This window comes from Halobellus inordinatus (assembly GCF_024498335.1).
Classification (GTDB): domain Archaea; phylum Halobacteriota; class Halobacteria; order Halobacteriales; family Haloferacaceae; genus Haloquadratum; species Haloquadratum inordinatus.
In genome coordinates this window covers 421,912-443,622 of the sequence record NZ_CP101825.1, presented here as the reverse complement: position 1 = coordinate 443,622, position 21,711 = coordinate 421,912, and the positions used below count along the sequence as shown (strand labels likewise).

Here is a 21,711-nt window from a genome sequence, read left to right as displayed (position 1 = left end):
TGTGGCAGCGGTACAACGGCGGTATTTGCGGAGAAAAACGCAGTAACCGGATACTACTGCGAGTATCAGCCTCCTATCGCTCGTCGAGGAGGTCGCGCGCGAACCGCAGATCTTCGATGATCCGTTCGTGTCTGGCGATCGCTCGTTCGACGTACTGTTCCGTTGATTCCGTCTTGGCCCCCTTCGATTCGTCGTAGTACGCTTGCAGCAGATGCGATTCGAGCGCCCGCGACGTCGCTTCGTTCGCTGTGAGAAGCGACCGGACGATCGTCCAATCGACAGCTCGCTCGTCCGGGAGCTCCTCGAGGGGGTGACCAACTCCCTCTTGTTGCTTTGACATCACATTATACTGATGCTAATTGCTACTTAAACTTTGTACTTCACTGATAGTTCATCCGCAACTTCGCTATCGTCGCGTTTGCCAGTCGTTACTCGCTCGGTCACGTTTCGTTGCGGGGATCGGTTGTTCGGGGTCGATCCCTCCGATAGAATACGGTCAGTCGTGGTACACAGCACCTACGGCGCTGCTGCGTGCGTCACACTTCTTCGACATGCCGCACCTGCACCGCCTCGCCGCGCGTCGACTCTACCATCTCGCTGCCGAACATCTGCGCGCGGCCGACGGCGAACGCCTTCGGTCCCTCGACGACGACCTCGTCGCCGACACGGATGTCCTCGTCGGCGTCGACGACGCCCGGCGCGAGGACGCTGCCGTGCGGGACGAAGCCGTCGATCTCGACGCGCTTCGTCGGGGCGTCGGACTCGTCCCAGACGCGCGCGCCGGCGAGCGTGAACGACAGGACGCCGTACTGCGGCACCATCGTCGCGAGCTGTTGGTCGCCCCCGCCGTCGCCGTCGGTGTCGCCGTCGCGAACCTGTAGTTTGGGATACCGACTCGTCGTCTGCATCTCCACGTCCGCGAAGAGTTCGTCGCCCGCTCCGGGCCCGAACTGGTAGTCCGCGAGCGCCTTGATCGTGTTGTGCTGGCGCTCGCGCTTGCTGTACTTCAGTTCGCCGTCCAGCGTCGACATCAGATTCCCGATCGACTCCGTCGTCGTCGGGTGTTCGTCGACGGTGTACTCGAATGGGACGTCCACGTCGGCCGCGACACGCTCGCAGATGTCGCGGTAGCCCTCGTCGGGCACGTGCGCGATCACGCGCGGGTACTCGTTCCGTTCGAGGTAGCGCCGGAGCACGTCCGCGACGAAGGACTTCTCGTCTTCGGACCACCGCCCCGTCACGACCGAATCGTAGTGTTGGGCGGGGTAGGTGAGCTCTAACTCCATCGGGACGACGCCGATCGGCGACGTCATCGAGACCATATGGCCGCGATATTGGACTGCGTCGTGGAACTGCGCGTGGCTCTGTGACTCGCTGTAGGGCTTCGTCGCCGAACACGGAACGAGAACGAGCGGGTTCGAAAAGCGGTTTCGGTACCGGCTCGTCACTCGGTCGGCGAAGCGCTGGATCTCGACGCGGCGGAGCGTATCCTCGGTGGCGGCGGCGAGTTCGCTGTCGCGGACGACCGGCGTCCGCTCCTCGACGTAGCCGTACTGCTGGTCGAACTCGCGGAACGCGGCCGTGAGCCACTGGTCGTGACGCGCCTGTCCTTCGATGTAGTCGCGAAGCCGACCGTCGCGGATCCGCCGGCGGACCGTCGCGAGCTGGGATTCGAGCGCGTACTCGTTGTGGTCGGCGCAGTCCTCGCGGTCGAACACCGCGGGGTTGTCCGGCTCGGATTCGGGGTCGATATCGACGCGCTTGCCCCGACAGGCCGGACACGAGCACGGCAGTTCGTCGAGGTCTTCGAGGAAGTACTCGCCCTCGGCGGTGAGATAGAAGCCCTGGAGGCCGCGGACTCGCGCCCGCTTCGCATCCAGTAGGTCGACGCCGGCGTAGACGAGCGTGGCCGCGTTGCGGGGCGTCGCGACGCCGGAGAGATACAGCGCCGTGTCGGCCGGCAACGCCTCGCGCGCGGCGATGATCTCCTCGCGGAACGCCGAGGCGTGGCCGACGAAACCCTGCGCGTCCGAGAGGATGTACGCGTCGGCGCCGTAGTCGCCGGTCGTCTCCGCGGTCACGACTGCCGCGCTCGGGTAGTCGACGTCGGGGTAGTCGACTGCGAACGTCTCCTGTACGCGCTCGTCGGTGCCGGCCGGGAACGCCCGGTGCGGGAGGACCGTCAGGATCTCCCGGTAGCCTTTGGGCACCTCGCGCTCGCTCGTCCAGAGGCTCCCGGCGTCGTCGACGCTGCCGTCGACGAGCGCGGGCGTCCGAAGCGGGTCCGAGAGGCGGAGTTCGCCCAGGCGAGCGGCCCCGTCTCGCCTGTGAACCTCGAAATAATCGGTCATACACCCGAATGTGCCGCCAGGGGTGAATTATCTGTCTGTTCGCGAGCGGTGTCGGCGGGTCTTCGGCCGACCGCTCCCCCGACTCGGCCCGCGTGCTTTTGCGCTATGCCTTCATAGAAGCGCGTATGCACGTCACCGGCGCGTGGTCGGCGGCCGAGGCGGGCGAGTTCCTCGAAACGACGCGGGTGCCCGTCCGCCTCGCGTGTCACACGCCCAAGGGCCACCTCTGGATGCTCTCGCTGTGGTACCTCTGGACCGGCAGCGACGCGTCCGACGAAGTAGCGGAAGTCAGTGACGCGCCCGACGAAGCAGCCGGCGGTAACGACGCGTCCGACGAGGTGGCGGAGGTCGGCGCCGCGCCAACCGACCTCGCCGGCTGTCGATCTGAGGGACCCGAACTCTGCTGTGCGACGAGCGCGAACGCGGACGTCGTCGAGTATCTCCGTAGCGACGACGCCGTCGCCTTCGAGATTTCGACGAACCACCCGCCGTACCGGGGTGTCCGCGGTCGCGGGACGGCTACGGTCGAACCCGACGAGGAAAAGGCCCTCCTCACGCACCTGCTCGACCGCTATCTCGGCGGGACCGACAACGATCTCGCCGGGCGACTCCTCGCCCCCGAGCGCGAGGAGGTCCGGATCCGAATCACGCCGGAACGACTCCACTCCTGGGATTTCTCGGAACGGATGCGCGACGTGTCGACGGCGACTCGCGAGGAGTGACGCGGCGTCGCCGACACTGCGGGTTCAGTTTTCGGCCCGTGACTCGCCGGTCAGCGACTCCAGTTCGACGCCTTCCGGCACGCGTGCGAGTGCTGACGCCGGCCAGTCGTCGTGCGCCAGCACGAAGGTCGTCTCCGGGTTCGCGGCGACGAGCCGTGAGACGCCCTCCGCTGCCGCTTCGTACGCGCTCCGGTCCGTCCGCTCGGGGACTTCGGCGGTGAACGGGTACGTCTCCGAGAGCGCGCGCGGGAACGGGCCGAACGGCGGCACCACGCGCCAGGCGGCGTCGTAGGTGTCGCCCGAGGGCTTGCCGCCCTGCGTGAGCAGGACCGTCTCGCCGGCGTCGAGTCGTCCGATACGCTCGTGGTGCCGACGTACCTCGGGCCGCCGCGCCGACTCCGCTGAGAGATAGAAGAACGACCCCTTCGAGATGGGGTCTTCGCGTTCGAGTTGCTCGGCGTGATCCAAGAGCGCGCGGTAGCCGTCGAGCATCGCCGGATGTCCGCGTGCGCGCGATTCGACCAGTTCGAGGAGGTTGCCCGAGCGGATGGCCTGCTTGACGCGCCGGATCTCCGAGAAGGACACGTGGAGGTTGTGCTCCGCCAACAGGCGCTCGCGCTCCTCGTCGCCGTACGCGCGGAGTTCGTCGGGGTCGTGCGCCGAACAGACCGCACACGAGCAGGGGAAGTACTCGAGGTCGTCGAGTTGTTCGGTCCCGCGGACCGTCAGATAGCGGTCGTCGCGGGCGTAGATGGCGTAGGCGGCGGAGTCGAAGAGGTCACAGCCCGCGGCGACCGCCAGCGCGAACATCATCGGATGACCTGCGCCGAACAGGTGGACGGGGGCGTCGCGGCCGAGTCCGCGCTTGGCGGCGGCGACGGCGTCGATCATATCGGCGTAGCGGTAGTTGTTCATCAGCGGGACCACCGCGCCGACGGGGAAGACGTCGAGGTCGGTCGCGTAGGCGTGGCGCCCCGCCTCCTCGCGGAGGTCCGGGTACGTGGACCCCTGCACGGGGGCGTTCACGAGCATCTCGCCGGTGTCGACGCCCTCGGCGTCCGCCAGCGCCTCCTCGGTGAGGCGCAGTTCGCGCTCGGCCTGCTCGCGGGAGACGTCCGGTGGCGTCGGGATGTCGACCGGCGTTCCGATGTCAGAGCCGATCTCGCGCTGGAATTCGAGGATCTCGCGGGTCGTCACCTCGATGTCGCCGTACTCTGCGAGCTGGAACGACCCCGAGTCGGTGACGATCGCGCCGTCGAAGCCAAGCAGTTCGTGGAGCCCCACGTCGAGGGCCGTCTCGTGGAGGTCCTCGTTCTTGTGGATGATGTAGGAGTTCGTGATCAGGATCTCCGCACCGAAGTCCGATTCGAGCCGCGCGGGGGAGATAGTTCGAATGTTAGGGTTGACGACCGCCATCAACGCCGGCGTCTCGACTGTCACCCCCGCCCGGGGGACCGATAGCTCGCCGATCCGGCCGGCGGCGTCCCCGTCGCGGAGCTCGAAGTGATCGCGCATAGCGGAACGTCGGCGGCCGGCTGGTAAGTATCGTCGGATTTGCCCTATAGTAGCGTTTGCAACTGATCACACAGATAATCGCACGACTGCGTGCGGTTAGGTGAGTGAAGACATACAAACGCTACTATAGTCTGGGTATCCCTTGCCCAGGACGCGGGCGACCACCGAGTATTTGTGTCCGTGTAGACAACGCATCCCCGTATGCGTCACCTCGGACTGAAAGCGCGAATGGCGATCGTCGGCTCGATCCTGTTCGCATTCTACGCTGTCGCGGCGGTCGTCGTGATGGGCGTGTTCGGATTTCCCCTCTGGCTCGTCCTGCTCGGCAGCGTCGCCTTCGTCGGCGTCCAGTACAAAGTCGGCAAATGGATGGCGCTGCGGACGGTCGGCGCGGAGGATCTCCCCGAAGACCGCTACCCCGAGATCCACCGCCGCGTCGAGTCGCTCTCGCGCTCGATGGGGATCGAGAAGCCCCGGCTGATGATCGCGCGGATGGGCGTCCCGAACGCCTTCGCCGTCGGCCGGAAAGGCGCGGGGACGGTCGTCGTCTCCCAGGAACTCCTCTCCCAACTCGGTCCCGACGAGGTCGAGGGCGTGCTCGCACACGAACTCGCGCACATCCGCAATCGCGACGTCGTGATGATGGTGCTCGGCCAGGGCGTCGCCTCTATCGTCGCCATCGTCGCCCAGTGGGCCGTCCTCCTCACCGGCGACAACGACATCGCGGACTTCTTCCTCGCCATCGTCGTCGGCCAGATTACCCAGATGCTGGTGATGCTCTTCGTCTTCGCCATCTCGCGGTACCGCGAGTACGTCGCCGACAGCGACGCTGCCGAGGCGATCGGCGGCGGCGAACCGCTCGCGCGCGCCTTGGAGAAGATCGACCGTGGAAACCAGCGGCGCAACGAGTCCGCAGTCGACGAGCAGGTGAACGCGCTCTGCATCTTCGGCGAGGAACGCGGGCTCGCTCGCCTGTTCGCGACCCACCCGCCGATCGAGAAGCGCGTCGAGCGACTCCGTAACTGATGGTCGACGTCCGGACGCTCGCCGCGGCCGTCCTCGGCGTCGCGCTCGGTCTCCTGTTCGTCCTCGCGCCCGAGACGATCGTGCGGGTGCAGACCGCCGGACGGCTCCCGCAGGACCGACACGGACGGTACGGCGAAGACGGCCCACGAGACGGCTCTGGCGGCGCTGCGGAATCCGACGCCGACGGCGGCGTTCCGACGCGATGGCGACAGCTCGTTCGCGTCGTCGGCGCCGCGCTGATTCTCGGTGGAGCGTACTTCGGCTGGACGCTCGTGTAGTAGTGTCCGGCCGCGGCCGGCAGCTCACACCAGCGCCAGAACCGGCGCGAGGAGCGTCTGCGGGAGCTGTCCCGGATCTGCGTACTGCAGCGTGAGATAGAGCAACGAGAACAGCGTCGCGTTGTACGCGCCGTGAATCAGTGCCGGCACGACGAGGTTCTTCGTGAGTTCGTACATCGTCCCGAACACGAGCGTCGGCAAGACCAGTACAGAAATGCTGACGAGCCGTGCCTGCGGTGCGCCCGACAGCGAGAAGAAGTGGATCGACGCGAAGATCAGGCTCGCGAGGACGATCGCGGCGGGCGCTGGCAGCGCTTCGCTCAGTCGATTCTGGACGACGCCCCGGTAGAGCAGTTCCTCGCCCGGGCCGATCAGGAGAAACGACGCGGGGACGAGAAGCAGGAGGATCTCGGGATTCTCCATTCCGACTTCGGCGGCGGTGTTCGGCGCTGCTTCGGCCCCGATCGCCGAGATGATCACCGACGCGACGACCAACAGCGCGAGCGAGCCGACGTAGCCGCCGACGACGAGCGCAACGTCGCGCAGCGACGGGACGGTGAGGCCGACGTATTCGAGTCCGCGACCGCGATACCGGAGGTAGCCGAGCGCGACGCCGCCGAAGCCCACGCCGGTCGCGAGCGCTAGCGAGAGAACGATGCTCAAGAGCGGCGTCACGGCGACGCCGGCGAGGCCGAGGACGACCGCCGCGGCGATGACGAGGAGCGCACCGGCGGCGATGCCGACGACCGCGAGGAGGATCGCGACGGCGAGCGCGCGGAGCGCGTCGCGGGCGGCGTCGGTCGACGTCGGATCGTCCGCACCGTCGACGGTGTTCAGTTCGGAGGACACACGTCTACTACGTGCTGCGGCGTCAAAATCCTTCGTCTCACGGATGCGGGTCGCCCGCGGCGTCGATCACTGCCAGCGGTCCGTGACGCTCACTGCCAGCGGTCTGCGAGTTCGTAGCGCGTGATCCCGGTGACGGTGCGACCGTCGCGTATCTCCCCATCGAGCACGTCCGACAGGAGGTCGTCGTACTCCGCGAGCGAAACGCGGATGCTCTCGTTGAAATCGAGGTCCTGCTCGGCCGTCGGCTCGCAATCACGGGCGAGATAGAAGTGGTGAACGCTGTTCAACAGCCCGTTCGCGGGCTCGATCGTGAACAACTGCCGGAGCGATCCTGCCTCGTAGCCGGTCTCTTCTGCGAGTTCGCGCCGCGCGACCGCGTCGAGGTCGTCGTCGTCGGGTTCGGCGCTCCCAGCCGGGAGCCCGCGGTTGACCCGCCCGACGGCCTGCCGCCACTCCTCGATCAGGACGACCTCGCCGTCGGGCGTGAACGGGAGGATCACGACCGCCTGCGGTTCCTCGACGTAGTGGAAGTCGGTCTCGGTGCCGTTCGGCAAGACGACGTCGTCGCGGCGGACGTCGAACCCCGGACAGGTGTAGTCGATCTCGGTCCCGGTCGTCTCCCAGGCCAGCTCTTCGGCGTCATCTCCAGGGTCGTCGGAGTCGGCGTCGCGCTCGCTCATACCCAATCCTCCAGTCCGCACCGCCAAGAATTGGCCGGGTCGGCGTGACCGGATCGTCTCCGTACGCTCGCTCGTCAGCCGCGGAGCCGGTCTCGAAGCACGAGTCCGCCACCGCCGAGGACGCAGCCGAGCGAGACGAGCGTGATCGCGACGTGAATCTCGGTGAACCAGAAGGGCGTCTGAAGCCCGGTCTGGAAGATCATCAGGAGGAACGACAGCACCGGGACGTTGCGGCCGTCTCCGATCGTCGTCGGCTCGTCCCCGTCTGCATCGGAGTAGGACGTCGCCCCGACCGTCTCGCCCGCTGGCAGCCGTTCGGCCTCGTAGGGCACCTGCGGCGTCTCGTAACTCCAGACGGTCGCGCCCGTCCGGTTCACTTCGACGACGCGCTGATTCAGTGAGTCCGTGATCAGCGTGTTGCCGTTGGGGAGCCGATCGGCGTCCCGCGGCCAGTTGAAGTTGACGCCCTCCGCGGCGTAGATGGCCCACGCGGCCGTCCACTCGCCGTCCTCACCGCGCGTGAGTTCGACGATGCGGTCGTTGTGGCTGTCGGCGACGAGGACGCTCCCGTTGCCGAGCCACTGCGGATTGTGCTGCTGGCGGAGGAGCGTCGGATCGCCCTGCGTGGGGTCGCCGTCGCCCTCGTTGATCACTTCGACGACGCCCTCGCCGCGTTCGACGATCACCAGTTGGTGGGCGTTGCGGACGGAGACGAGATACCGGTCTTCGGAGATGACATCGACGTCGTTGATGTGGAGCCAGTCGGTCTTCGTGGGATCGGCGGGCGCGTCGTACCGCGAACTCGCGTTCCACTGCCAGGTGATCTCGCCGTCTTTCACCGTGAAGATCCGCTCGTACTCCATATCGGTGACGAGGAACTCGCCCGAGTCGAGGCGCTCGACGTCGTGGACCTCGCTGTTCGCCCGGCTCCGGACCGGGAAGGAGTACTCGTACTGGATTTCGGGGTCGGCCCCGCTGTCGGCGTTCGGCTCGATGATCCGGAAGCCGGTGTGGGTGCACGGCGACTCGTAGGGGCCGCAGTCGTCGTAGCCGCTGTCCATAAACCCGGCCATCACGCTGCCGTTCGCCAGCATCGTGACGTCGAAGTAGCTGTCAGTCTCGCCGGCCCGCCAGACGGTCTGGCGGCCGTCGAGCAGGTAGACCGAACCCTTCTCGTGGAGTCCCGGGCCGCCGCCCTGCGAGCCGACGAGCGTCTGCCGCGCCTCGCCGTCACCGGCGGCACCGACGTTAGGCGCGAGCGCGGCACCGACGACGAGCGAGGAGACGAAGAGGACGACGCCGACGACCGCGAGCGCGGCACCGGCGCGCTGTCCCGTGAGAGAGCTATCGGAGGGGGCCTTGGGAGGCATCGACTGCGTGTGGCAAGCACGAGCGGCGAGAAAAACCGTTCGGTGTGAAACCGCTCGGTGTGGAGACTACGCTCCCGCGTCGGCTACTCCCGCTCGGCTTTCAACTCGATCCGATACCCGAACGGGTCCGTGACGTAGACGGCCGGGGCGACGCCGGTCGCGCCCAGGGGGTCCAGCCGTCGGTCGATCTCGATTCCGGCGTCGTCGAGCGTCGCTTCGATCCCGTCGATCGTCTCGTCGACGCGGATCGCGACGTGATCGTACGCGGCCTTCGTCGGTTCCTCGAACCCGTCGCTGGGCTGGAGGTGGATCACCGCGCCGGGTGCGAGCCGTACCGAGAAGAACGGCTTTGCCCCCGATTCGTACAGGTCCATCCCGTCGATACCGAAGCCGAGCGCGTCCCGGTAGAACCCGAGCGCGGTCTCGATTCCGTCTTCGGGAATGTGGAGTTTGACGTGGTCGATCGCAGTCGCGTTCACACTCTGTGTTCGGTCCTCGACGACAAAAGTCCGTGTGGCCGTGGGGACCCCTCGTTCCCCCACTTATGGTCGATGTACCTGGCCGATATCGATACATCCGAAGACCTATTCCGTCCCGCGGGTAGGGCGAACCTACACGATGTTCGTCGGCCACGAGTTCCTGGCGTTCGCACTCGCTGGCTTGGGTGCCCACCGTCTCGGCGGCGACGAGCGCGCGTCGTTATGGCTCGGAGCCGTCGCCGCACTCGCGGCGCTGCTGCCGGACCTCGACGTCGTCTACGCGGTCGCGACCTACGCGGCCGCCGTCGCAGGCGGTACGCCGCTCGGCTGGGAGGCGTTCTGGGGCGTCGCCAACGGCGTCCACCGCGTCGTCACCCACCCGCTCCCTGTCGGCGTCGTCGGGACGCTGGTCTTCGGCGCGACTGTCGTTGCTGTTCGACGCGGACGCGGGACGAACTCGAATCTCGCACAGCCGACCGATTCGACCGGACCCAACGATGTCGAGCCCCCGTCTCCGATCGCTCGCCGACATAGCTCCATTCCCGCTGTCGCGGGCGTCGCCGTCGCTGTCGTCGCCGCTATCACGCTTCTCGCGACGTTTTACACCACTGACGGGGGGGCTGCGACACTCGTCGCTGCCGCCTTCCTCCTCGTCGTCGGCGTCGTCGGCGCCCTCGCGGGCCGTCGAACCACCGCTGCGTTCGCTGGCGACCGGACGTCGCTATCGCCGACGGCACTGACAGCCGCTGCCGGCGTCGGCTTCCTCACGCATCCGTTCGGCGACGTCTTCCTGGCCGCGCCGCCGCCGCTGCTCTCCCCGTTCGGACCGCCGCTTCTCACCGAGCGGATCGTCCTCGCGACCGATCCGACGCTGAATCTCCTCGGCATTCTGTTCGCGGAGGTCGCGACCGTCTGGGCGGGCGTCGCGGTGTTTTCGCGCGTGACCGCCGATCGGCTCGGGGGCGTCCGGCTTCGGGGCGCGGTCGACGCCCGTGCCGCACTCGGCGTCGGATACGCCCCGGCTGCGTTCCTCCTCCCGCGTCCGACGATCGCGGACGCACACGTCCTCGGATTCACGATCGTCCCGCTGGCTATCGTCGTCGCGCTCTGGGCCGGCCGGTCGGCCCGCGCTCGACTGCAACGCGCCGACGCCGAGGCGACTGGGACGGCGGACCGATCAGCGCCCGCTCGCGTCGATGCGGCGTACGTCAGCGTCGTCGTCGGCCTGACGACGCTCACGCTGGCGGGTGTCGCGTACGGTGCTGTGTATCTGCTCCTCTGAGTGACGCTCCGAGCCCCGCTCCAGCGCCCACTCGGGCGGCAGTCAGGCCTAATTATGTTAGTGGTACAAACATTTAGCAGTACTCAGCATAACCTTACGAACGTCTGTCACATCTCGTCGCCCTCGACTCACCGCTCGCCACCCGCCCCGCGATTCCGCCGCTACCTCCGCTTTCCCCATCTCTCCTCCGCCGCGACCAGTCAGACGGGCGCCGTCGACGCCCGGATACGAATCTGCCGAGTGCGCGGGCGCTAGGTATTGCACCGAACGATCACGATAGCCCACGGGAGCAACGATGGGAACTGACGCCGACACCCCGATCGAACTGCTGGAGTCGCTCACGCCGCTGTGGTGGCAGGGAGCGATCGTGTTCTTCCTCCTCGGTGACTCGCTGACGACGTTCGTCGGGTACCAGATGCACACGGTCGTCGAAGCGAGCCCCGTGGCCGCCTGGTTCATCAGTTCCCACGGAATGTTGCTCCTGGTCCCGGTCAAGGTGGCGGTCGTCTGTGGATTCTACGGGCTGTATCGCGCCACTCCGCGGCCACACAACATCGGCGTACCGCTGGGCCTGTGCGCGCTGGGATTCGTCGTCACGGTGTGGAACAGTGCGGTGATCGTCGCGGCCCTGCTGTAACGTGCGGGACACAGCGACTCCTCCTGCAGCGTGCTCTCCCACCGAAATAACAGTTACTTGACCGCTATCATATCCTGAAAATTATAGGGCAGTAAGGGACACTCCCGGACGTGAAGCGAGTTGCGCCTATGATTAACGGGGGCCGCCAGCGACGATGAGCAGCGACGATGACTCCGAGACCACCCGGACCGACACCGAGGGCTCTCGGTTCTCGGCTGAGCGCTACTCCGTCGCACTCAACCGCTTCGTCCACGGCGTCGAGATGGTTGCCGCGACGGTGTTCGCCATCCTCTTTGCGACCGGCGTGGTCGATCTGATGCTCCAGATCGCCGACGCGGTCCGGAACGGCAATATCACGGACCCGCTCGTCGTTATCGGCTTCATCGACACGGGGCTCCTGCTCTTGATCATCGTCGAGGTGTATCAGACGGTCCTGGCGTACGTCGAAGAGAACCAGACGCGTCGGATCGTGCAACTGGTCATCTACACCGGCGTCATCGCGATGGTCCGGAAGGCCATCATCTTCCGGACCGGCGAGTACGCGACGGTGCAGGACGCCTTGATCGCCGCGGGTGCGTACGCCCTCCTCATCTTCGCGCTGGTCAGCCTGCTCTTTGCGGAGCGCGTCTACGGCGACGACACGCCGTTGATGGCAGGCTGAACCTCTGTCTCGGGGGCTTCTCATCACTGCACGCTGCCGTGTTCACGTGCCGCGCGCTCTGAGCGCCGAAAGGATCTCCTGAACCCGTTCTGGATCGTTCGTCCAACAGCCTCGGTATCCGTCTGACTCCTCCCGTGCGAGGAGCGCGCAGGCTTGTGTGTCGTCACCACCGCCGTCGAACGCGAGCGTCCAGTACTGGTCGAGTTCGGAATCGCCGTCGCCGTGATAGGTCACGCCGTCGATCGCCGGCGGCGTCCAGTCTTCGACCCCGTGGACGTGAATGTCGAGGGCCGTCTCCCGCGCGAGGTACCGATAGGTCGCCGCCTGTGGTTCGAACGCGGACCACTGCTGAAAGCTCACGCGGAGCGTCCCGCGCCCGACGCGGAGGGCGCGATCCTCGATCTCTCGTGAGACGGCCAGGAGTTCGCTGCGCTCCATCGTCGCGAACGTCGTCTCGTCGAGTACCTCGAACAGCGCGCGATACCCCGCCGAGACGTCGCTTCGATCCCCCGGCCGGACGATCGGCGGCTCGAGCAGTCCCTCCACGCTCTCGACCGGGAGAACGCCGGTAAATTTGCCGTCCTCTCTGATGGCGAGAAAGGGGGCTGGCCCACCGGGCGGGAGCACTCGATGCGTCACGTCGACGCTGTGGCGCGCGAACCAGGATTCGAGGTCCGTCTCGTCGGCGCCCCGGTAGACGACGAACTGCTTTCGTGGGTGTGCTGTCGCTTCGAGGATCGCATCGAGCATCGCTAGGACTGCGACGTCTCGGCCTCGATGCTCCTCGTGATCAGGTCCTCGACGGCGGCATCGACGTCCTCGGCGCGCACGACTCCGGTATCGGCGTCGTATTCTACGAGACCCAGATCTTCGAGCAGCGGGAGGTGACTGTGCACCAGTTCGAGGGCGACTCGATCGTGGTCCTCGACGGTCGCCATCGCGCCTGTCTCCGTCGTCTCCCACCCGGCGAGCACGGTCGCGAGTTCGTCGACGGTACTGTCTGAGTGCTCGATCACGAACGACAACAGGCGGCGCCGCCGCGTGGAGGCGAGCGCGCGGTAGAACTGATCGTCCGCGAGCCACGGAGTCTCGTCTGCGTCCGCTGTCTCTCCGCTTTTCGATTGCCCCTCCTGGTCGTCGGCCATAAGATTACTTTATTGTGTATTGGTGCCAATAAACATTCTCACTAGCCACTTGGTAGGTGTCCTCTGCAGCGCTCGACAGCGTGCTATCGAATCGTGATCGCTACGCGTCGCTCGCCGGGAAAGATGCGGGAGAAGGTGGGCCGGCGCAGATATCGAACACGGGAAGACGGTCGCTCACTGTGTTCGCGCTGCGACTTCCCTGCTCGAATCTGCTTGACGACTTCCGCCCGCGTTTCAGACTGCTCGCTTCGCTCGCAGTAGTGTGAAATGCGGGAGAAGTGGGCCGGCGCAGATTCGAACTGCGGTTACGGCCACCCGAAGGCCGAAGGATACCAAGCTACCCCACCGGCCCGCACACGAATAGTTGCCGTTCGTTCTTTTAACGCTTCCGAACCGAACGCGAATTCCCCTGTGACACCCCACCTGCACCCACCCGGGCGGTCACTGTTCGAAGTACTGGTCGTGGTGACGACGACACCCGGGATTGAACGCCGCTCCGCAGCGTGGGCACGCATCGTCGCCGTCGAGGTACGTCCGCGCCGACAGCGTCGCCCCGCAGACGCCACACAGGACGGCCGGTTCGTCGAAGCGCCCCCGAGGCCACGGCTCGGGGTCGTGATCGGCAGTTTCGGCGTGACACGTGTAACACGGTGAGAACGTCTCGCAGCACCCGAACCGGAGGGCGACGACGTCGACGGCGCTGTCCCAGTGAGCACACCGCGTCTCGGCGTCGACAGCGACGCCACGGAGCGGCACGCGAAAACGCTCGTCGACTGCGGGTGCTGTAGTCGTCCGTCGACCCTGCTTCTCGTCGCCTTGGCCGCGTTCCGGCCGATTTCCGTTCTCCCCGTACTCTCCGTCCATCCCGTCAGTACGTGGTGTAGCCGTCGGTGTCGAGATAGTTGTGCGCGACGGTGATCGCGTGGTCGGCGTGGAGCACCTCGGGACCGAGGCGGACGCGCTCGTCGGCCGCATCGGCCAGTAGCGACGCCTCGCGCTCGGTGAAATCGTGGTGATCCGAGAGTACGAACAGCGGATTGGTCGGCGGTTCGACGTCGGCGACGGGGTCGCCGTCCTCGTGGAGCTCGACGACCGTTGCGTCGCCGGCGACGTCTTCGAGCGTCGCCTCGAAGCCCATCCGCCGGATCGAGACGCCCGGCGTGCTCTCGGCGGGTATATGCCCGATCGCGTCCTCGCGGTGCTCCAGTGCCGTGCGAATCAGCGCCGCGGTGCTCCGCTCGTCGGGATTGAGGCGGTGCAGGTCGCTCCCCTCGAACCGCACGGTGAACTCGTCGCCGAGTACCAGGTGCACTCGCACGTCGTCGCGGATCGAGTGTGAGAGGAAGAACGCGCTGTTGACGCAGCGACAGAGGACGTCGAGCCGTCCCGCGCCGCCGGCGAGGTCGTCGAGCGAGAACTCGGGCGTCGTCGGCGCGTCGTGTCCGACGATCAGAAACTGTCGCATAGGCGTTCTCCCCGCTCGAACACCAAGAGTCGTCCGTTCTGAAAAACCGGGTCCGCGGGCCCGCCTCAGAGTGTCGGCATCGGCAGCGTCGGTCCTGTGCCGTTCTCCGACCCCGTCGACGGCGGTGCCGGCGCGTTGCCCGTCTTCTGTCCGCTCACGAGGAAGTCGGCCAGGTTGCCGATGAACGCTTCGTTGTCGGCGGTGTACGCGTCGGTCGGTGCGAGAAAGTCGGTGTCCCCGACCATTGCCACGTCACCGGACTGCACCGCGACGGCGTACGTGTCGGCGCGGCGGGTCGTCGAGAGCTTCGTCTGCTCGATCGCCGTCAGCGCGCGCTCTCCGCCGTCAGTCGAGACGGCGACCGACCCGCGGAACACGACGCGATCGACGTCCTGCGAGAGCGATCCGCTTCCGGCGGTCGCGTAGATGCTCTTGAAGTTGTGCTGGTACTCGTGCATATTGAACAGGTACCCCGAGTGTCCGGCGACGCCGAACGTCGAACTCAGGCCGGGACCGCCGCTCGATGGTTGCTGGGGCCCGACTCCGAGTCCGAGGATGCTGAGTATGGACCCGGACGAAGACGCGGGGTCCGAGAGCAACAGGACGCGGCCGCCCGCGTCGTTGAACGCGCGGACGCCGGCGAGCTGTTCGGGTGTGTACGCCTGCGTCGGGTTCGCGACCAGCAGTGCGTCCGCGCTCCGGAGCGATTCGTTCCACGCGGAGCCGCGGGCCTGCTCTTGAGTCACGAACCGGACTTCGTGGCCGTTCTCGACGAGCGTGTTCACGAGCGTCGAGAGCTTTTCGTCGGAGAACTCGTTTCCGTGTGCCTTGTCGACGAGAACCGTCTTTCCGGTGGCGTCGCTGTCCATCGTGATCTCACCGGTCTCGTCGGCGGCGGCCACGCGGACCGCGTCGAGGTCGGCCTGCTGTTGCGCGAGGTTCGACACTTCCGGGGTGTCGCCGCCCGAGAAGATCGGAAGCACCGCTGCGCCACCGACAATGAGCGCGACGACGACGACGAACGCGACTGCGGGTCCGGTGAGGTCACGCGCTTCCATTGGCGTTCACCTCCGGATTGTAGGGGGCGATTTCGTCCACCATCAACGGCCGCGTGACGGGGACGAGTCCGTTCGTCTGCGCACTCCGTTTGTAGATCATCGTTCCGTTGTCCGTTTGTGAGGTCAGCAGGACCAGCCCCAGCGACTGCGGAGGCTCCTGTCTCGTCACGTCGTAGTTCTCTAGCCCGGCCATCTCGGCCGCGTGGTCGATCGCCGTCGGCAACGCGCCGATCTGGTCGGCGTAGCCGTTCTCTACGGCTCTCGGTCCGAGGTAGGTCTTCGCGTAGGCGACCTCCTCGCGGGAGAGCGTGATGTTGTCGCCGCGGTGTTGCATCACGCGCCCGACAAACTGTCGTTTGAGCGATTCGACGGTCTGTCGACGCTCGTCGGCCGTCGGCTGCGCCTTGTCGGGGCCGGTCCGGATGACCGACTCGGGGAGGGGGACGCTGCCGCCGGAACTGACCACACCGACACTACCGACCTCTGTCGAGGAGAGGACGAAGATCTCGTCGGCCGGGAGCATCCCGTAGTACGCGCCGGATGCGCCGACGCCCTGCACCGAGGCGACCACGGGCATCTGTTCTGCTGTTCGTAACACTTCGAGGTACAGTCGCTCGCTGGGAGCGACATAGCCGCCACCGCTATCCACCTTGAGAACGACCGCTTCGATGGAATCGTTCGTCCGTGCATTTCGGAGGTCTTCAGAAATGCCGTCCACCGTCGAGGCGGAGATGGTGCCGGAGACCGTAATCACCGACACCGTTCCCTCAGACTGCGTGGACGTCGTATAATCGTAGGCAACGGGGGCGAGTACCGAACTCACCAGGACGGCCGCGACGACGGCGACGACGAATAACGCCTTCGCCGACGCCGCGGATGAATCTCTATTCATACTGCGTGGGAACCATATCCGAGGCTCCGTAAAGCGATTCTTGAAACGAAAAGTCAGATTTCACCCACGTGAAACGGGCGACTACCGGTAATCGACTGTCGTCGCTAGCATACCCATACTGTGGGCTGCCCTCGACGACAAAGGGGCTCTGATCCGTGGCGAACAGCGAGACCCGAGCCGAGGCCACAACGACCGTCGCATTTGCACGTCTTCACGCACGTGATCGCGACTGCGTTCGGTCGGGTGCGCAATCAGTTGCAAATGCTGCGATATCTCACACCAGTCACAGCTGGCAGTATCAGTCGGTCAGGCCGTAGCCGCGCCGGAAGAGCGCGATGTCGGCCACGATGACGCCGAGGGTGAGCGTGCCGAGCACGGCGAGCGACGCGTTCGGGTCGACTTCGCTGACGCCGAGGAAGCCGAACCGCACGCCGTTGACCATATAGATCATCGGATTCAGAAGCGACACCTGCTGGACCGTCGCCGGCAACTCGTTCAGCGAGTAGAAGACACCGCCGAAGAAGACGAGCGGCCGCAGAATGAACTGATTCAGCATCGTCAGGTCGTCGAAGTCGTCGGCCCAGAGGCCGCCGGCGACGCCGAACCCGGCGAAAAGCAGTGTAATGACGACCGCGAACGCGACGAGATACAGCGGACGTGCCACCCCGACGGAGGTGAAGAACGCACCGATGAGGGCGATGAGCACGCCGACGATCGCACCCCGGATCGCCGCGGCCAGCACGTACGCGCTGACCATCGTCCGATACGAGAGCGGCGAGGTCAACACCTCCTCGATGTAGCGGTTCCAGCGGCCGTGGAAGATCGTGAACGAGGCGTTCTCGAAGGCGTTCGAGATCGCACCGAGGACGACCAGGCCGGGGAGAATAAAGAGAATGTACGGGACACCGGCGATCTGATCGATGCGTTCGCCGAGGATGACGCCGAACACCGAGAAGTACAGCACGTTGGTGATGAACGGGGGGACGAAGGTGTTCCGCGGGCGGCGGACGAACCGGAGGACTTCGCGGCGCAGCAGCGAGACGAACCCCGTCGTGTCGATGCTCATTGCGACACCTCCGCGGTCGCGCGGCCCTCGCCTTGTCTGGTCATCTCGACGAAGACCTCTTCGAGCGACGTCCGCTGGATCTCTAAGTCGACGATCTCGTGGCCCTGCTCGTCGAGACACCGGACGACCTCCGGTGCGACGAGCCCGCCTTGGTGTGCGGTGACGACGAGTCGCGTGCCGTCGAGGTCGACGCTCTCGACCCGCTCGTCGACTGCCGTGAAGTCGGGAACGGCAGTCGGTGCGTGCCGCAGTTCCACGGCGATGTCGTCGGTCCCGTGGTCCATCAGTTCCTCGGGGCTGGCGACGTCGACGACGCGTCCGGAATCGAGGATGGCGACCTCGTCACAGAGCCGTTCGGCCTCCTCGATGTAGTGCGTCGTGAGCAGGATCGTCGTCCCCTGCTGGTTCAGGTCGACGATCGTCTCCCAGAGCTCGTGGCGGAGCTGGACGTCGACGCCGGCGGTCGGCTCGTCGAGGATGAGCAGATCGGGATCGGTGATGAGCGCTCGCGCGAGCATAAACCGACGCTTCATCCCGCCCGAGAGCCAATCGAAGCGCGTGTCGCGTTTGTCGTAGATGCCGACGCGCTTCAGGACTTCGTCGGCGCGGTCGCCGGCTTCCCCGGCCGGCACGCCGTGATAGCCGGCTTTGTGTTCGAGCACTTCCCGGATCGGGAAGAAGCGATCGACGTTGAACTCCTGAGGCGCGAGCCCGATGTGATCGCGCGCCTCGCGGTAGTCGTCTTCGACGCCGTGGCCGAACACGCGCGCCTCGCCGCCCGTCTTGCGGACGAGGCCGACGAGGATGTTGATGAACGTCGTCTTGCCCGCGCCGTTCGGTCCGAGCAGCCCGAAGAACGACCCCTCTGGGACGGTGAGGTCGACGCCGTCGAGCGCCTGTACGTCGCCGTAGGATTTTCGCAGGTCGCGTATCTCGATCGCGGCTTCCATTCACTTTCCCTCTCTTCTGAGCGGTCCTAAGGACAGCGGATTCGGCCTACGTTTCCCGTTCTGTAACCCTCGACGCCGAAACAACGATGCCCGTCGCCGGTCATCGTCTCGTTGTGGAATCGTCGAACCGCTCATCCGCCGCTGACGCCGAGATCGTCAGTCCCGCGGCCGGCATCGAGAGCGATGTCGACCCTGCAACCGCCGACCGACTCGCGCGGCTGCGCCGACTCAGCCGTCTGCTCGACAGCGCGATCGAAATCCCCGGCACGAACCTCAAGGTCGGTCTCGACCCGCTCTTGGGGCTGCTTCCGGTCGTCGGCGACGCACCGGCGACGGCCGCTTCGGCGTACGTGGTTGCGGAGGCGGCGGCGCTCGGTGCTCCCCGAGCGACGCTCGCGCGGATGTGTCTGTACCTCCTCGTCGACGCCGTTTTCGGCTCGGTTCCGCTCGTCGGCGACGCCTTCGACGTGCTCTGGCGGGCGAACGACCGGAACGTCCGCCTGCTCGAAGCGCGACTGGTCGATCCCCGCGGCGAGACGCGCGACCGACGAGTCGTGGTCGCGCTCGGGACCGCCGTCTTCGTCGCTGTGCTCGCGGTGGGGGCGGGCGCGGCTGTCACCGTCTGGTGGCTGTTACGCGTCGCGGGCGTTGCAGGCGTCGTCTGAGGAGTCCGAATGCTGTCTGACGAGCCCGAAACTGTCGGGGCGTCATCGGGAACACCGTCCCAGCGCCGAAAGGACAAGACAGAAGCGATAGCCGCCTTTTCTACGTCTATGAGCATTCTCGCCGACGCCCGCGCGCTCGATGCGCAGGAACCGGTCTGTGACGCCTGCCTGGGCCGGGTCTTCGCCGATCGGAGCCACGGGCTGACGAACGACGAACGGGGGTCGAGCCTCCGTATCGCCGCCGCGCTCGACGACGACGAACCCTACGAATCGGTCGACACCGCCGACTGCTGGGTGTGTGAAGGCCTGTGTGACGAGTTCGACGAGTGGGCCGAGCGCTGTGCGGCCGCCGTCGAGGACGTCGAGTTCGACACCTATCAGGTCGGCACGCGCACGCCGCCGCTCGTCGAGGAGAACGAACTGCTCTTCCGCGAGGGCGCCGGCCTCGACGAGGATGCTGGGGAACTGTTCAAATCGGAGTTCAACCGCGAAGTGGGCAAGCGCGTGGGCCGACTCACCGACACGGCGGTCGACTTCGGGCGGCCGGACGTGCAGTTCACGCTGGATCTGGAAGCCGACCGCGTCGAGGTCGACGTCCACTCGGCGTTCGTCTACGGCCGCTACCGAAAACTCGAACGCGACATCCCCCAGACCGAGTGGCCGTGTAACGCCTGCGACGGTTCCGGCTACGTCGGCAAACAGCCCTGCGAGAAGTGCGACGGCACGGGCTACCTCTATCAGGACAGCGTCGAGGGCCTCACGGCGCCAGTCGTCCGCGACGTGATGGACGGCACCGACGCGAAGTTCCACGGCGCTGGCCGCGAGGACGTCGACGCGCGGATGCTCGGCACCGGCCGGCCGTTCGTCATCGAGGTGATGGAACCCCGTCGTCGCCACGTCGACACCGACCGACTGGAGGGCGACATCAACGCCTTCGCAGAGGGTCGCGTCGAGGTCGAGGGCCTCCGACTGGCCGACTACGAGATGGTCGAGCGGGTCAAGGGCCTGGACGCGTCCAAGCGCTACCGCGCCGAGGTCGAATTCGGCGATGCGGTCGACGCCGACGACCTGGCGGCCGCACTCGAGGAACTCGAAGGTGCGACGATCGAGCAGTACACGCCCCACCGCGTGGACCACCGCCGGGCGAGCCTGACCCGGACGCGCGAGGTCTACGAGACGAGTGGCGAACTCGACGACGACACCCACGCGACGGTCGAGATCCACGGCGCGGGCGGCCTCTACATCAAGGAACTCGTCTCCGGCGACGAGGGCCGGACGAATCCCAGCCTCGCGGGTCTGCTCGGCGTCGACGCCGAGGTGACCGCGCTCGACGTCGTCGGCGTCTACGGCGAGGATGAGGAGTTCGAGGACGAGGCGTACTTCCGCGAGGAGACCGCGGGCGACGAGGAGGTCGACACCGACGAACCGGAGGCCGAGGCGTCCGGCGACGGTGACGACGCCGCGGACGACTGAGCGATGCCGCCCGCAGGTCAGACTCCCGGCGGCGACGCGGTCGCGATCGGCAGCGACGAGGCCGGCAAAGGCCCCGTGCTCGGTCCGATGGTCGCCGCGGCGGTTCGCGCGCTGCCCGACGCGATCCCCGACGATGTCGACGACTCGAAACGACTCTCGCCGGCGACGAGAGAGGAGATCGCCGAGACGCTTCGCGCCCGCAAGGACGTCGCTGTCGGCGTCGCCACCGTCTCGACCGACCGCATCGACGACCCCGAGACTGATATGAACTCGCTGACGGTCGACGCACACGCCGAAGCGATCGCTGCCGTCGCTCGCGACGGCGACGCCGTCACCACCGACGCCGGCGACGTCAGCGAGTCGCGGTTCGCGCGTCGGGTCCGTCAGGGCGTCGCGGCCGAACCGGCTGGACCGACTGTCGACGTACAGGCAGAACACGGTGCCGACGCCGAGTACCCGATCGTCGCGGCCGCTTCCGTCGTCGCGAAAGTCCGTCGCGACGCGGCGATCGAGGCCCTCGACGCAGCGTACGCCGACTACGGGCCGATCGGAAGCGGCTATCCGAGCGACCAGACGACGCGGGCTTTCTTGCGCGACTTCGTCGCGGAAACGGGCGAACTGCCCGACTGCGCACGGGCGTCGTGGTCGACGTCCGCCGACGTGCTTGCCGCTGCGGAGCAGTCGGGACTCTCGGAGTTCTGACCGGCGGCGGGCGTATTTGATCCAGAGCTACCGCATCGCTTCGAGTGAGACGTACGACCCCGATTCGGCGGAGACCCAGGTCGTCGGCAGTTCGTCGGCGTCGGCGTCCTCAGGATAGATCGTACACTCGTCAGGCGCGTCGTCGTAGGCCTCGACGCGAGCGACGTACGCTCGGATTCGCCAGGCCGTCTCGGCGTCGTCAGCGGGGTCGTCGTGCTCAGCGTCCGCGGCGTCGACGTCAGGGAGGTGTGAGTCGGTTGCCATCGTGGAGGTTTCGTCGTGGTCGTTGATCCGATGTACGCGGCGTCGGTCGTCGCCTGCTGCAGTCTTCGGTTGTCCCGGTTTCGTATTTAAACAGTCGCCTATTCTTGTAGGGTGAGACTCCGCTGCCTCACGAACGAGGGTGCGACAGGGTGAAGCGGTTTCGAAACGCGGACGGCGCGTG

At 66.5% G+C, this 21,711-nt stretch carries 25 protein-coding genes and 1 tRNA gene; 9 read left to right on the top strand and 17 right to left on the bottom strand.

Going from position 1 to position 21,711, the window contains the following annotated elements; translation table 11 throughout:
- Positions 1–73: 73 nt before the first annotated feature.
- Together NO362_RS02245 and arcS are read right to left on the bottom strand one after the other, a co-directional pair.
- A complete protein-coding gene (locus tag NO362_RS02245) occupies positions 74–343 on the bottom strand; it encodes a DUF8103 family protein (RefSeq protein WP_256545967.1) in 270 nt (89 codons plus the stop codon).
- A gap of 193 nt (positions 344–536) precedes the next feature.
- The gene (gene arcS / locus NO362_RS02240; RefSeq protein WP_256545966.1) at positions 537–2,351 is read right to left on the bottom strand and encodes an archaeosine synthase subunit alpha; all 1,815 of its coding nucleotides are present in this window, start codon (positions 2,349–2,351) and stop codon (positions 537–539) included.
- Between the two features lie 125 nt (positions 2,352–2,476).
- On the opposite strand from arcS, the gene NO362_RS02235 reads away from it, so the two are divergent.
- Positions 2,477–3,073: a pyridoxamine 5'-phosphate oxidase family protein gene (locus tag NO362_RS02235; RefSeq protein ID WP_256545965.1), complete on the top strand. Its 597-nt coding sequence runs from the start codon at positions 2,477–2,479 to the stop codon at positions 3,071–3,073.
- A gap of 24 nt (positions 3,074–3,097) precedes the next feature.
- On the opposite strand, the gene tgtA is transcribed toward NO362_RS02235, so the two are convergent.
- Positions 3,098–4,588: a tRNA guanosine(15) transglycosylase TgtA gene (gene tgtA / locus NO362_RS02230; protein ID WP_256545964.1), complete on the bottom strand. Its 1,491-nt coding sequence runs from the start codon at positions 4,586–4,588 to the stop codon at positions 3,098–3,100.
- 201 nt (positions 4,589–4,789) lie between these two features.
- Here tgtA and NO362_RS02225 point away from each other — a divergent pair, with 201 nt between their 5' ends.
- Both NO362_RS02225 and NO362_RS02220 read left to right on the top strand, forming a co-directional pair.
- Positions 4,790–5,614: a M48 family metallopeptidase gene (locus NO362_RS02225; RefSeq protein ID WP_369335094.1), complete on the top strand. Its 825-nt coding sequence runs from the start codon at positions 4,790–4,792 to the stop codon at positions 5,612–5,614.
- Positions 5,614–5,892 carry a hypothetical protein gene (locus NO362_RS02220; protein ID WP_256545963.1) on the top strand — a complete coding sequence of 93 codons (279 nt, stop codon included), beginning with the start codon at positions 5,614–5,616 and terminating at the stop codon, positions 5,890–5,892. Before NO362_RS02225 ends, NO362_RS02220 begins: the two co-directional genes overlap by 1 nt.
- Before the next feature lie 24 nt (positions 5,893–5,916).
- Here NO362_RS02220 and NO362_RS02215 read toward each other — a convergent pair whose 3' ends face one another.
- From NO362_RS02215 to NO362_RS02200, 4 genes are all read right to left on the bottom strand, one after another.
- Entirely contained in the window at positions 5,917–6,741 is an 825-nt protein-coding gene (locus NO362_RS02215; protein ID WP_256545962.1) for a CPBP family intramembrane glutamic endopeptidase, read from the bottom strand.
- Positions 6,742–6,830: 89 nt separating this feature from the next.
- Positions 6,831–7,421 (bottom strand): NUDIX hydrolase, encoded by a 591-nt coding sequence (locus NO362_RS02210; protein WP_256545961.1) that lies wholly within the window; start codon positions 7,419–7,421, stop codon positions 6,831–6,833.
- Positions 7,422–7,495: 74 nt separating this feature from the next.
- Positions 7,496–8,791, bottom strand: coding sequence for an arylsulfotransferase family protein (locus NO362_RS02205; RefSeq protein ID WP_256545960.1), 1,296 nt, complete (start codon positions 8,789–8,791; stop codon positions 7,496–7,498).
- 83 nt (positions 8,792–8,874) lie between these two features.
- The gene (locus tag NO362_RS02200) at positions 8,875–9,270 is read right to left on the bottom strand and encodes a VOC family protein (RefSeq protein WP_256545959.1); all 396 of its coding nucleotides are present in this window, start codon (positions 9,268–9,270) and stop codon (positions 8,875–8,877) included.
- 139 nt (positions 9,271–9,409) lie between these two features.
- On the opposite strand from NO362_RS02200, the gene NO362_RS02195 reads away from it, so the two are divergent.
- The 3 genes from NO362_RS02195 to NO362_RS02185 all read left to right on the top strand — a co-directional run bounded on the left by NO362_RS02195 (position 9,410) and on the right by NO362_RS02185 (position 11,850).
- Positions 9,410–10,552, top strand: a complete 1,143-nt coding sequence (locus NO362_RS02195; protein WP_256545958.1) for a metal-dependent hydrolase — start codon at positions 9,410–9,412, stop codon at positions 10,550–10,552.
- 295 nt (positions 10,553–10,847) lie between these two features.
- A complete protein-coding gene (locus tag NO362_RS02190; protein WP_256545957.1) occupies positions 10,848–11,189 on the top strand; it encodes a DUF5658 family protein in 342 nt (113 codons plus the stop codon).
- Positions 11,190–11,343: 154 nt separating this feature from the next.
- On the top strand, positions 11,344–11,850 hold the full coding sequence (locus tag NO362_RS02185; protein ID WP_256545956.1) for a phosphate-starvation-inducible PsiE family protein: 507 nt from the start codon (positions 11,344–11,346) through the stop codon (positions 11,848–11,850).
- 42 nt (positions 11,851–11,892) lie between these two features.
- Here the strand turns inward: NO362_RS02185 and NO362_RS02180 are convergent, their stop codons facing one another.
- From NO362_RS02180 to NO362_RS02140, 9 genes are all read right to left on the bottom strand, one after another.
- On the bottom strand, positions 11,893–12,600 hold the full coding sequence (locus tag NO362_RS02180) for a DICT sensory domain-containing protein (RefSeq protein WP_256545955.1): 708 nt from the start codon (positions 12,598–12,600) through the stop codon (positions 11,893–11,895).
- 2 nt (positions 12,601–12,602) lie between these two features.
- On the bottom strand, positions 12,603–12,995 hold the full coding sequence (locus NO362_RS02175; RefSeq protein WP_256545954.1) for a DUF7344 domain-containing protein: 393 nt from the start codon (positions 12,993–12,995) through the stop codon (positions 12,603–12,605).
- Positions 12,996–13,274: 279 nt separating this feature from the next.
- A tRNA-Pro gene (locus NO362_RS02170) sits at positions 13,275–13,347 on the bottom strand.
- 89 nt (positions 13,348–13,436) lie between these two features.
- Positions 13,437–13,859 carry a CHY zinc finger protein gene (locus NO362_RS02165; protein ID WP_256545953.1) on the bottom strand — a complete coding sequence of 141 codons (423 nt, stop codon included), beginning with the start codon at positions 13,857–13,859 and terminating at the stop codon, positions 13,437–13,439.
- A gap of 4 nt (positions 13,860–13,863) precedes the next feature.
- A complete protein-coding gene (gene trmY, locus NO362_RS02160) occupies positions 13,864–14,460 on the bottom strand; it encodes a tRNA (pseudouridine(54)-N(1))-methyltransferase TrmY (protein ID WP_256545952.1) in 597 nt (198 codons plus the stop codon).
- A 65-nt stretch (positions 14,461–14,525) separates the two neighbouring features.
- Entirely contained in the window at positions 14,526–15,518 is a 993-nt protein-coding gene (locus tag NO362_RS02155) for a motility-associated ABC transporter substrate-binding family protein (protein WP_256545951.1), read from the bottom strand.
- Positions 15,505–16,410: a S49 family peptidase gene (locus tag NO362_RS02150; protein ID WP_256545950.1), complete on the bottom strand. Its 906-nt coding sequence runs from the start codon at positions 16,408–16,410 to the stop codon at positions 15,505–15,507. Before NO362_RS02150 ends, NO362_RS02155 begins: the two co-directional genes overlap by 14 nt.
- Before the next feature lie 298 nt (positions 16,411–16,708).
- On the bottom strand, positions 16,709–17,476 hold the full coding sequence (locus tag NO362_RS02145) for an ABC transporter permease (RefSeq protein ID WP_121568545.1): 768 nt from the start codon (positions 17,474–17,476) through the stop codon (positions 16,709–16,711).
- Positions 17,473–18,426, bottom strand: a complete 954-nt coding sequence (locus tag NO362_RS02140; RefSeq protein WP_256545949.1) for an ABC transporter ATP-binding protein — start codon at positions 18,424–18,426, stop codon at positions 17,473–17,475. The genes NO362_RS02145 and NO362_RS02140 overlap by 4 nt, the downstream gene beginning before the upstream one ends.
- A gap of 113 nt (positions 18,427–18,539) precedes the next feature.
- Between NO362_RS02140 and NO362_RS02135 the strand changes: the two genes are divergently transcribed.
- The 3 genes from NO362_RS02135 (at position 18,540) to rnhB (ending at position 21,266) form a co-directional block, all read left to right on the top strand.
- Positions 18,540–19,091: a DUF4112 domain-containing protein gene (locus NO362_RS02135; RefSeq protein ID WP_256545948.1), complete on the top strand. Its 552-nt coding sequence runs from the start codon at positions 18,540–18,542 to the stop codon at positions 19,089–19,091.
- Between the two features lie 108 nt (positions 19,092–19,199).
- A complete protein-coding gene (locus tag NO362_RS02130) occupies positions 19,200–20,564 on the top strand; it encodes a tRNA pseudouridine(54/55) synthase Pus10 (RefSeq protein ID WP_256545947.1) in 1,365 nt (454 codons plus the stop codon).
- A 3-nt stretch (positions 20,565–20,567) separates the two neighbouring features.
- Positions 20,568–21,266 carry a ribonuclease HII gene (gene rnhB, locus NO362_RS02125; protein WP_256545946.1) on the top strand — a complete coding sequence of 233 codons (699 nt, stop codon included), beginning with the start codon at positions 20,568–20,570 and terminating at the stop codon, positions 21,264–21,266.
- A 27-nt stretch (positions 21,267–21,293) separates the two neighbouring features.
- On the opposite strand, the gene NO362_RS02120 is transcribed toward rnhB, so the two are convergent.
- Positions 21,294–21,530, bottom strand: a complete 237-nt coding sequence (locus tag NO362_RS02120) for a DUF7511 domain-containing protein (protein WP_256288764.1) — start codon at positions 21,528–21,530, stop codon at positions 21,294–21,296.
- Between the last annotated feature and the right edge of the window lie 181 nt (positions 21,531–21,711).

What these genes read in the sequence shown, in the direction of transcription:
- arcS (WP_256545966.1), bottom strand. Translation starts at nt 2,351, where the DNA reads ATGACCGATTATTTCGAGGTTCACAGGCGAGACGGGGCCGCTCGCCTG.
- NO362_RS02235 (WP_256545965.1), top strand. Translation starts at nt 2,477, where the DNA reads ATGCACGTCACCGGCGCGTGGTCGGCGGCCGAGGCGGGCGAGTTCCTC.
- tgtA (WP_256545964.1), bottom strand. Translation starts at nt 4,588, where the DNA reads ATGCGCGATCACTTCGAGCTCCGCGACGGGGACGCCGCCGGCCGGATC.
- NO362_RS02225 (WP_369335094.1), top strand. Translation starts at nt 4,790, where the DNA reads ATGCGTCACCTCGGACTGAAAGCGCGAATGGCGATCGTCGGCTCGATC.
- NO362_RS02220 (WP_256545963.1), top strand. Translation starts at nt 5,614, where the DNA reads ATGGTCGACGTCCGGACGCTCGCCGCGGCCGTCCTCGGCGTCGCGCTC.
- NO362_RS02210 (WP_256545961.1), bottom strand. Translation starts at nt 7,421, where the DNA reads ATGAGCGAGCGCGACGCCGACTCCGACGACCCTGGAGATGACGCCGAA.
- NO362_RS02205 (WP_256545960.1), bottom strand. Translation starts at nt 8,791, where the DNA reads ATGCCTCCCAAGGCCCCCTCCGATAGCTCTCTCACGGGACAGCGCGCC.
- NO362_RS02195 (WP_256545958.1), top strand. Translation starts at nt 9,410, where the DNA reads ATGTTCGTCGGCCACGAGTTCCTGGCGTTCGCACTCGCTGGCTTGGGT.
- NO362_RS02190 (WP_256545957.1), top strand. Translation starts at nt 10,848, where the DNA reads ATGGGAACTGACGCCGACACCCCGATCGAACTGCTGGAGTCGCTCACG.
- NO362_RS02185 (WP_256545956.1), top strand. Translation starts at nt 11,344, where the DNA reads ATGAGCAGCGACGATGACTCCGAGACCACCCGGACCGACACCGAGGGC.
- NO362_RS02180 (WP_256545955.1), bottom strand. Translation starts at nt 12,600, where the DNA reads ATGCTCGATGCGATCCTCGAAGCGACAGCACACCCACGAAAGCAGTTC.
- NO362_RS02175 (WP_256545954.1), bottom strand. Translation starts at nt 12,995, where the DNA reads ATGGCCGACGACCAGGAGGGGCAATCGAAAAGCGGAGAGACAGCGGAC.
- NO362_RS02165 (WP_256545953.1), bottom strand. Translation starts at nt 13,859, where the DNA reads ATGGACGGAGAGTACGGGGAGAACGGAAATCGGCCGGAACGCGGCCAA.
- trmY (WP_256545952.1), bottom strand. Translation starts at nt 14,460, where the DNA reads ATGCGACAGTTTCTGATCGTCGGACACGACGCGCCGACGACGCCCGAG.
- NO362_RS02155 (WP_256545951.1), bottom strand. Translation starts at nt 15,518, where the DNA reads ATGGAAGCGCGTGACCTCACCGGACCCGCAGTCGCGTTCGTCGTCGTC.
- NO362_RS02150 (WP_256545950.1), bottom strand. Translation starts at nt 16,410, where the DNA reads ATGAATAGAGATTCATCCGCGGCGTCGGCGAAGGCGTTATTCGTCGTC.
- NO362_RS02145 (WP_121568545.1), bottom strand. Translation starts at nt 17,476, where the DNA reads ATGAGCATCGACACGACGGGGTTCGTCTCGCTGCTGCGCCGCGAAGTC.
- NO362_RS02140 (WP_256545949.1), bottom strand. Translation starts at nt 18,426, where the DNA reads ATGGAAGCCGCGATCGAGATACGCGACCTGCGAAAATCCTACGGCGAC.
- NO362_RS02130 (WP_256545947.1), top strand. Translation starts at nt 19,200, where the DNA reads ATGAGCATTCTCGCCGACGCCCGCGCGCTCGATGCGCAGGAACCGGTC.
- rnhB (WP_256545946.1), top strand. Translation starts at nt 20,568, where the DNA reads ATGCCGCCCGCAGGTCAGACTCCCGGCGGCGACGCGGTCGCGATCGGC.
- NO362_RS02120 (WP_256288764.1), bottom strand. Translation starts at nt 21,530, where the DNA reads ATGGCAACCGACTCACACCTCCCTGACGTCGACGCCGCGGACGCTGAG.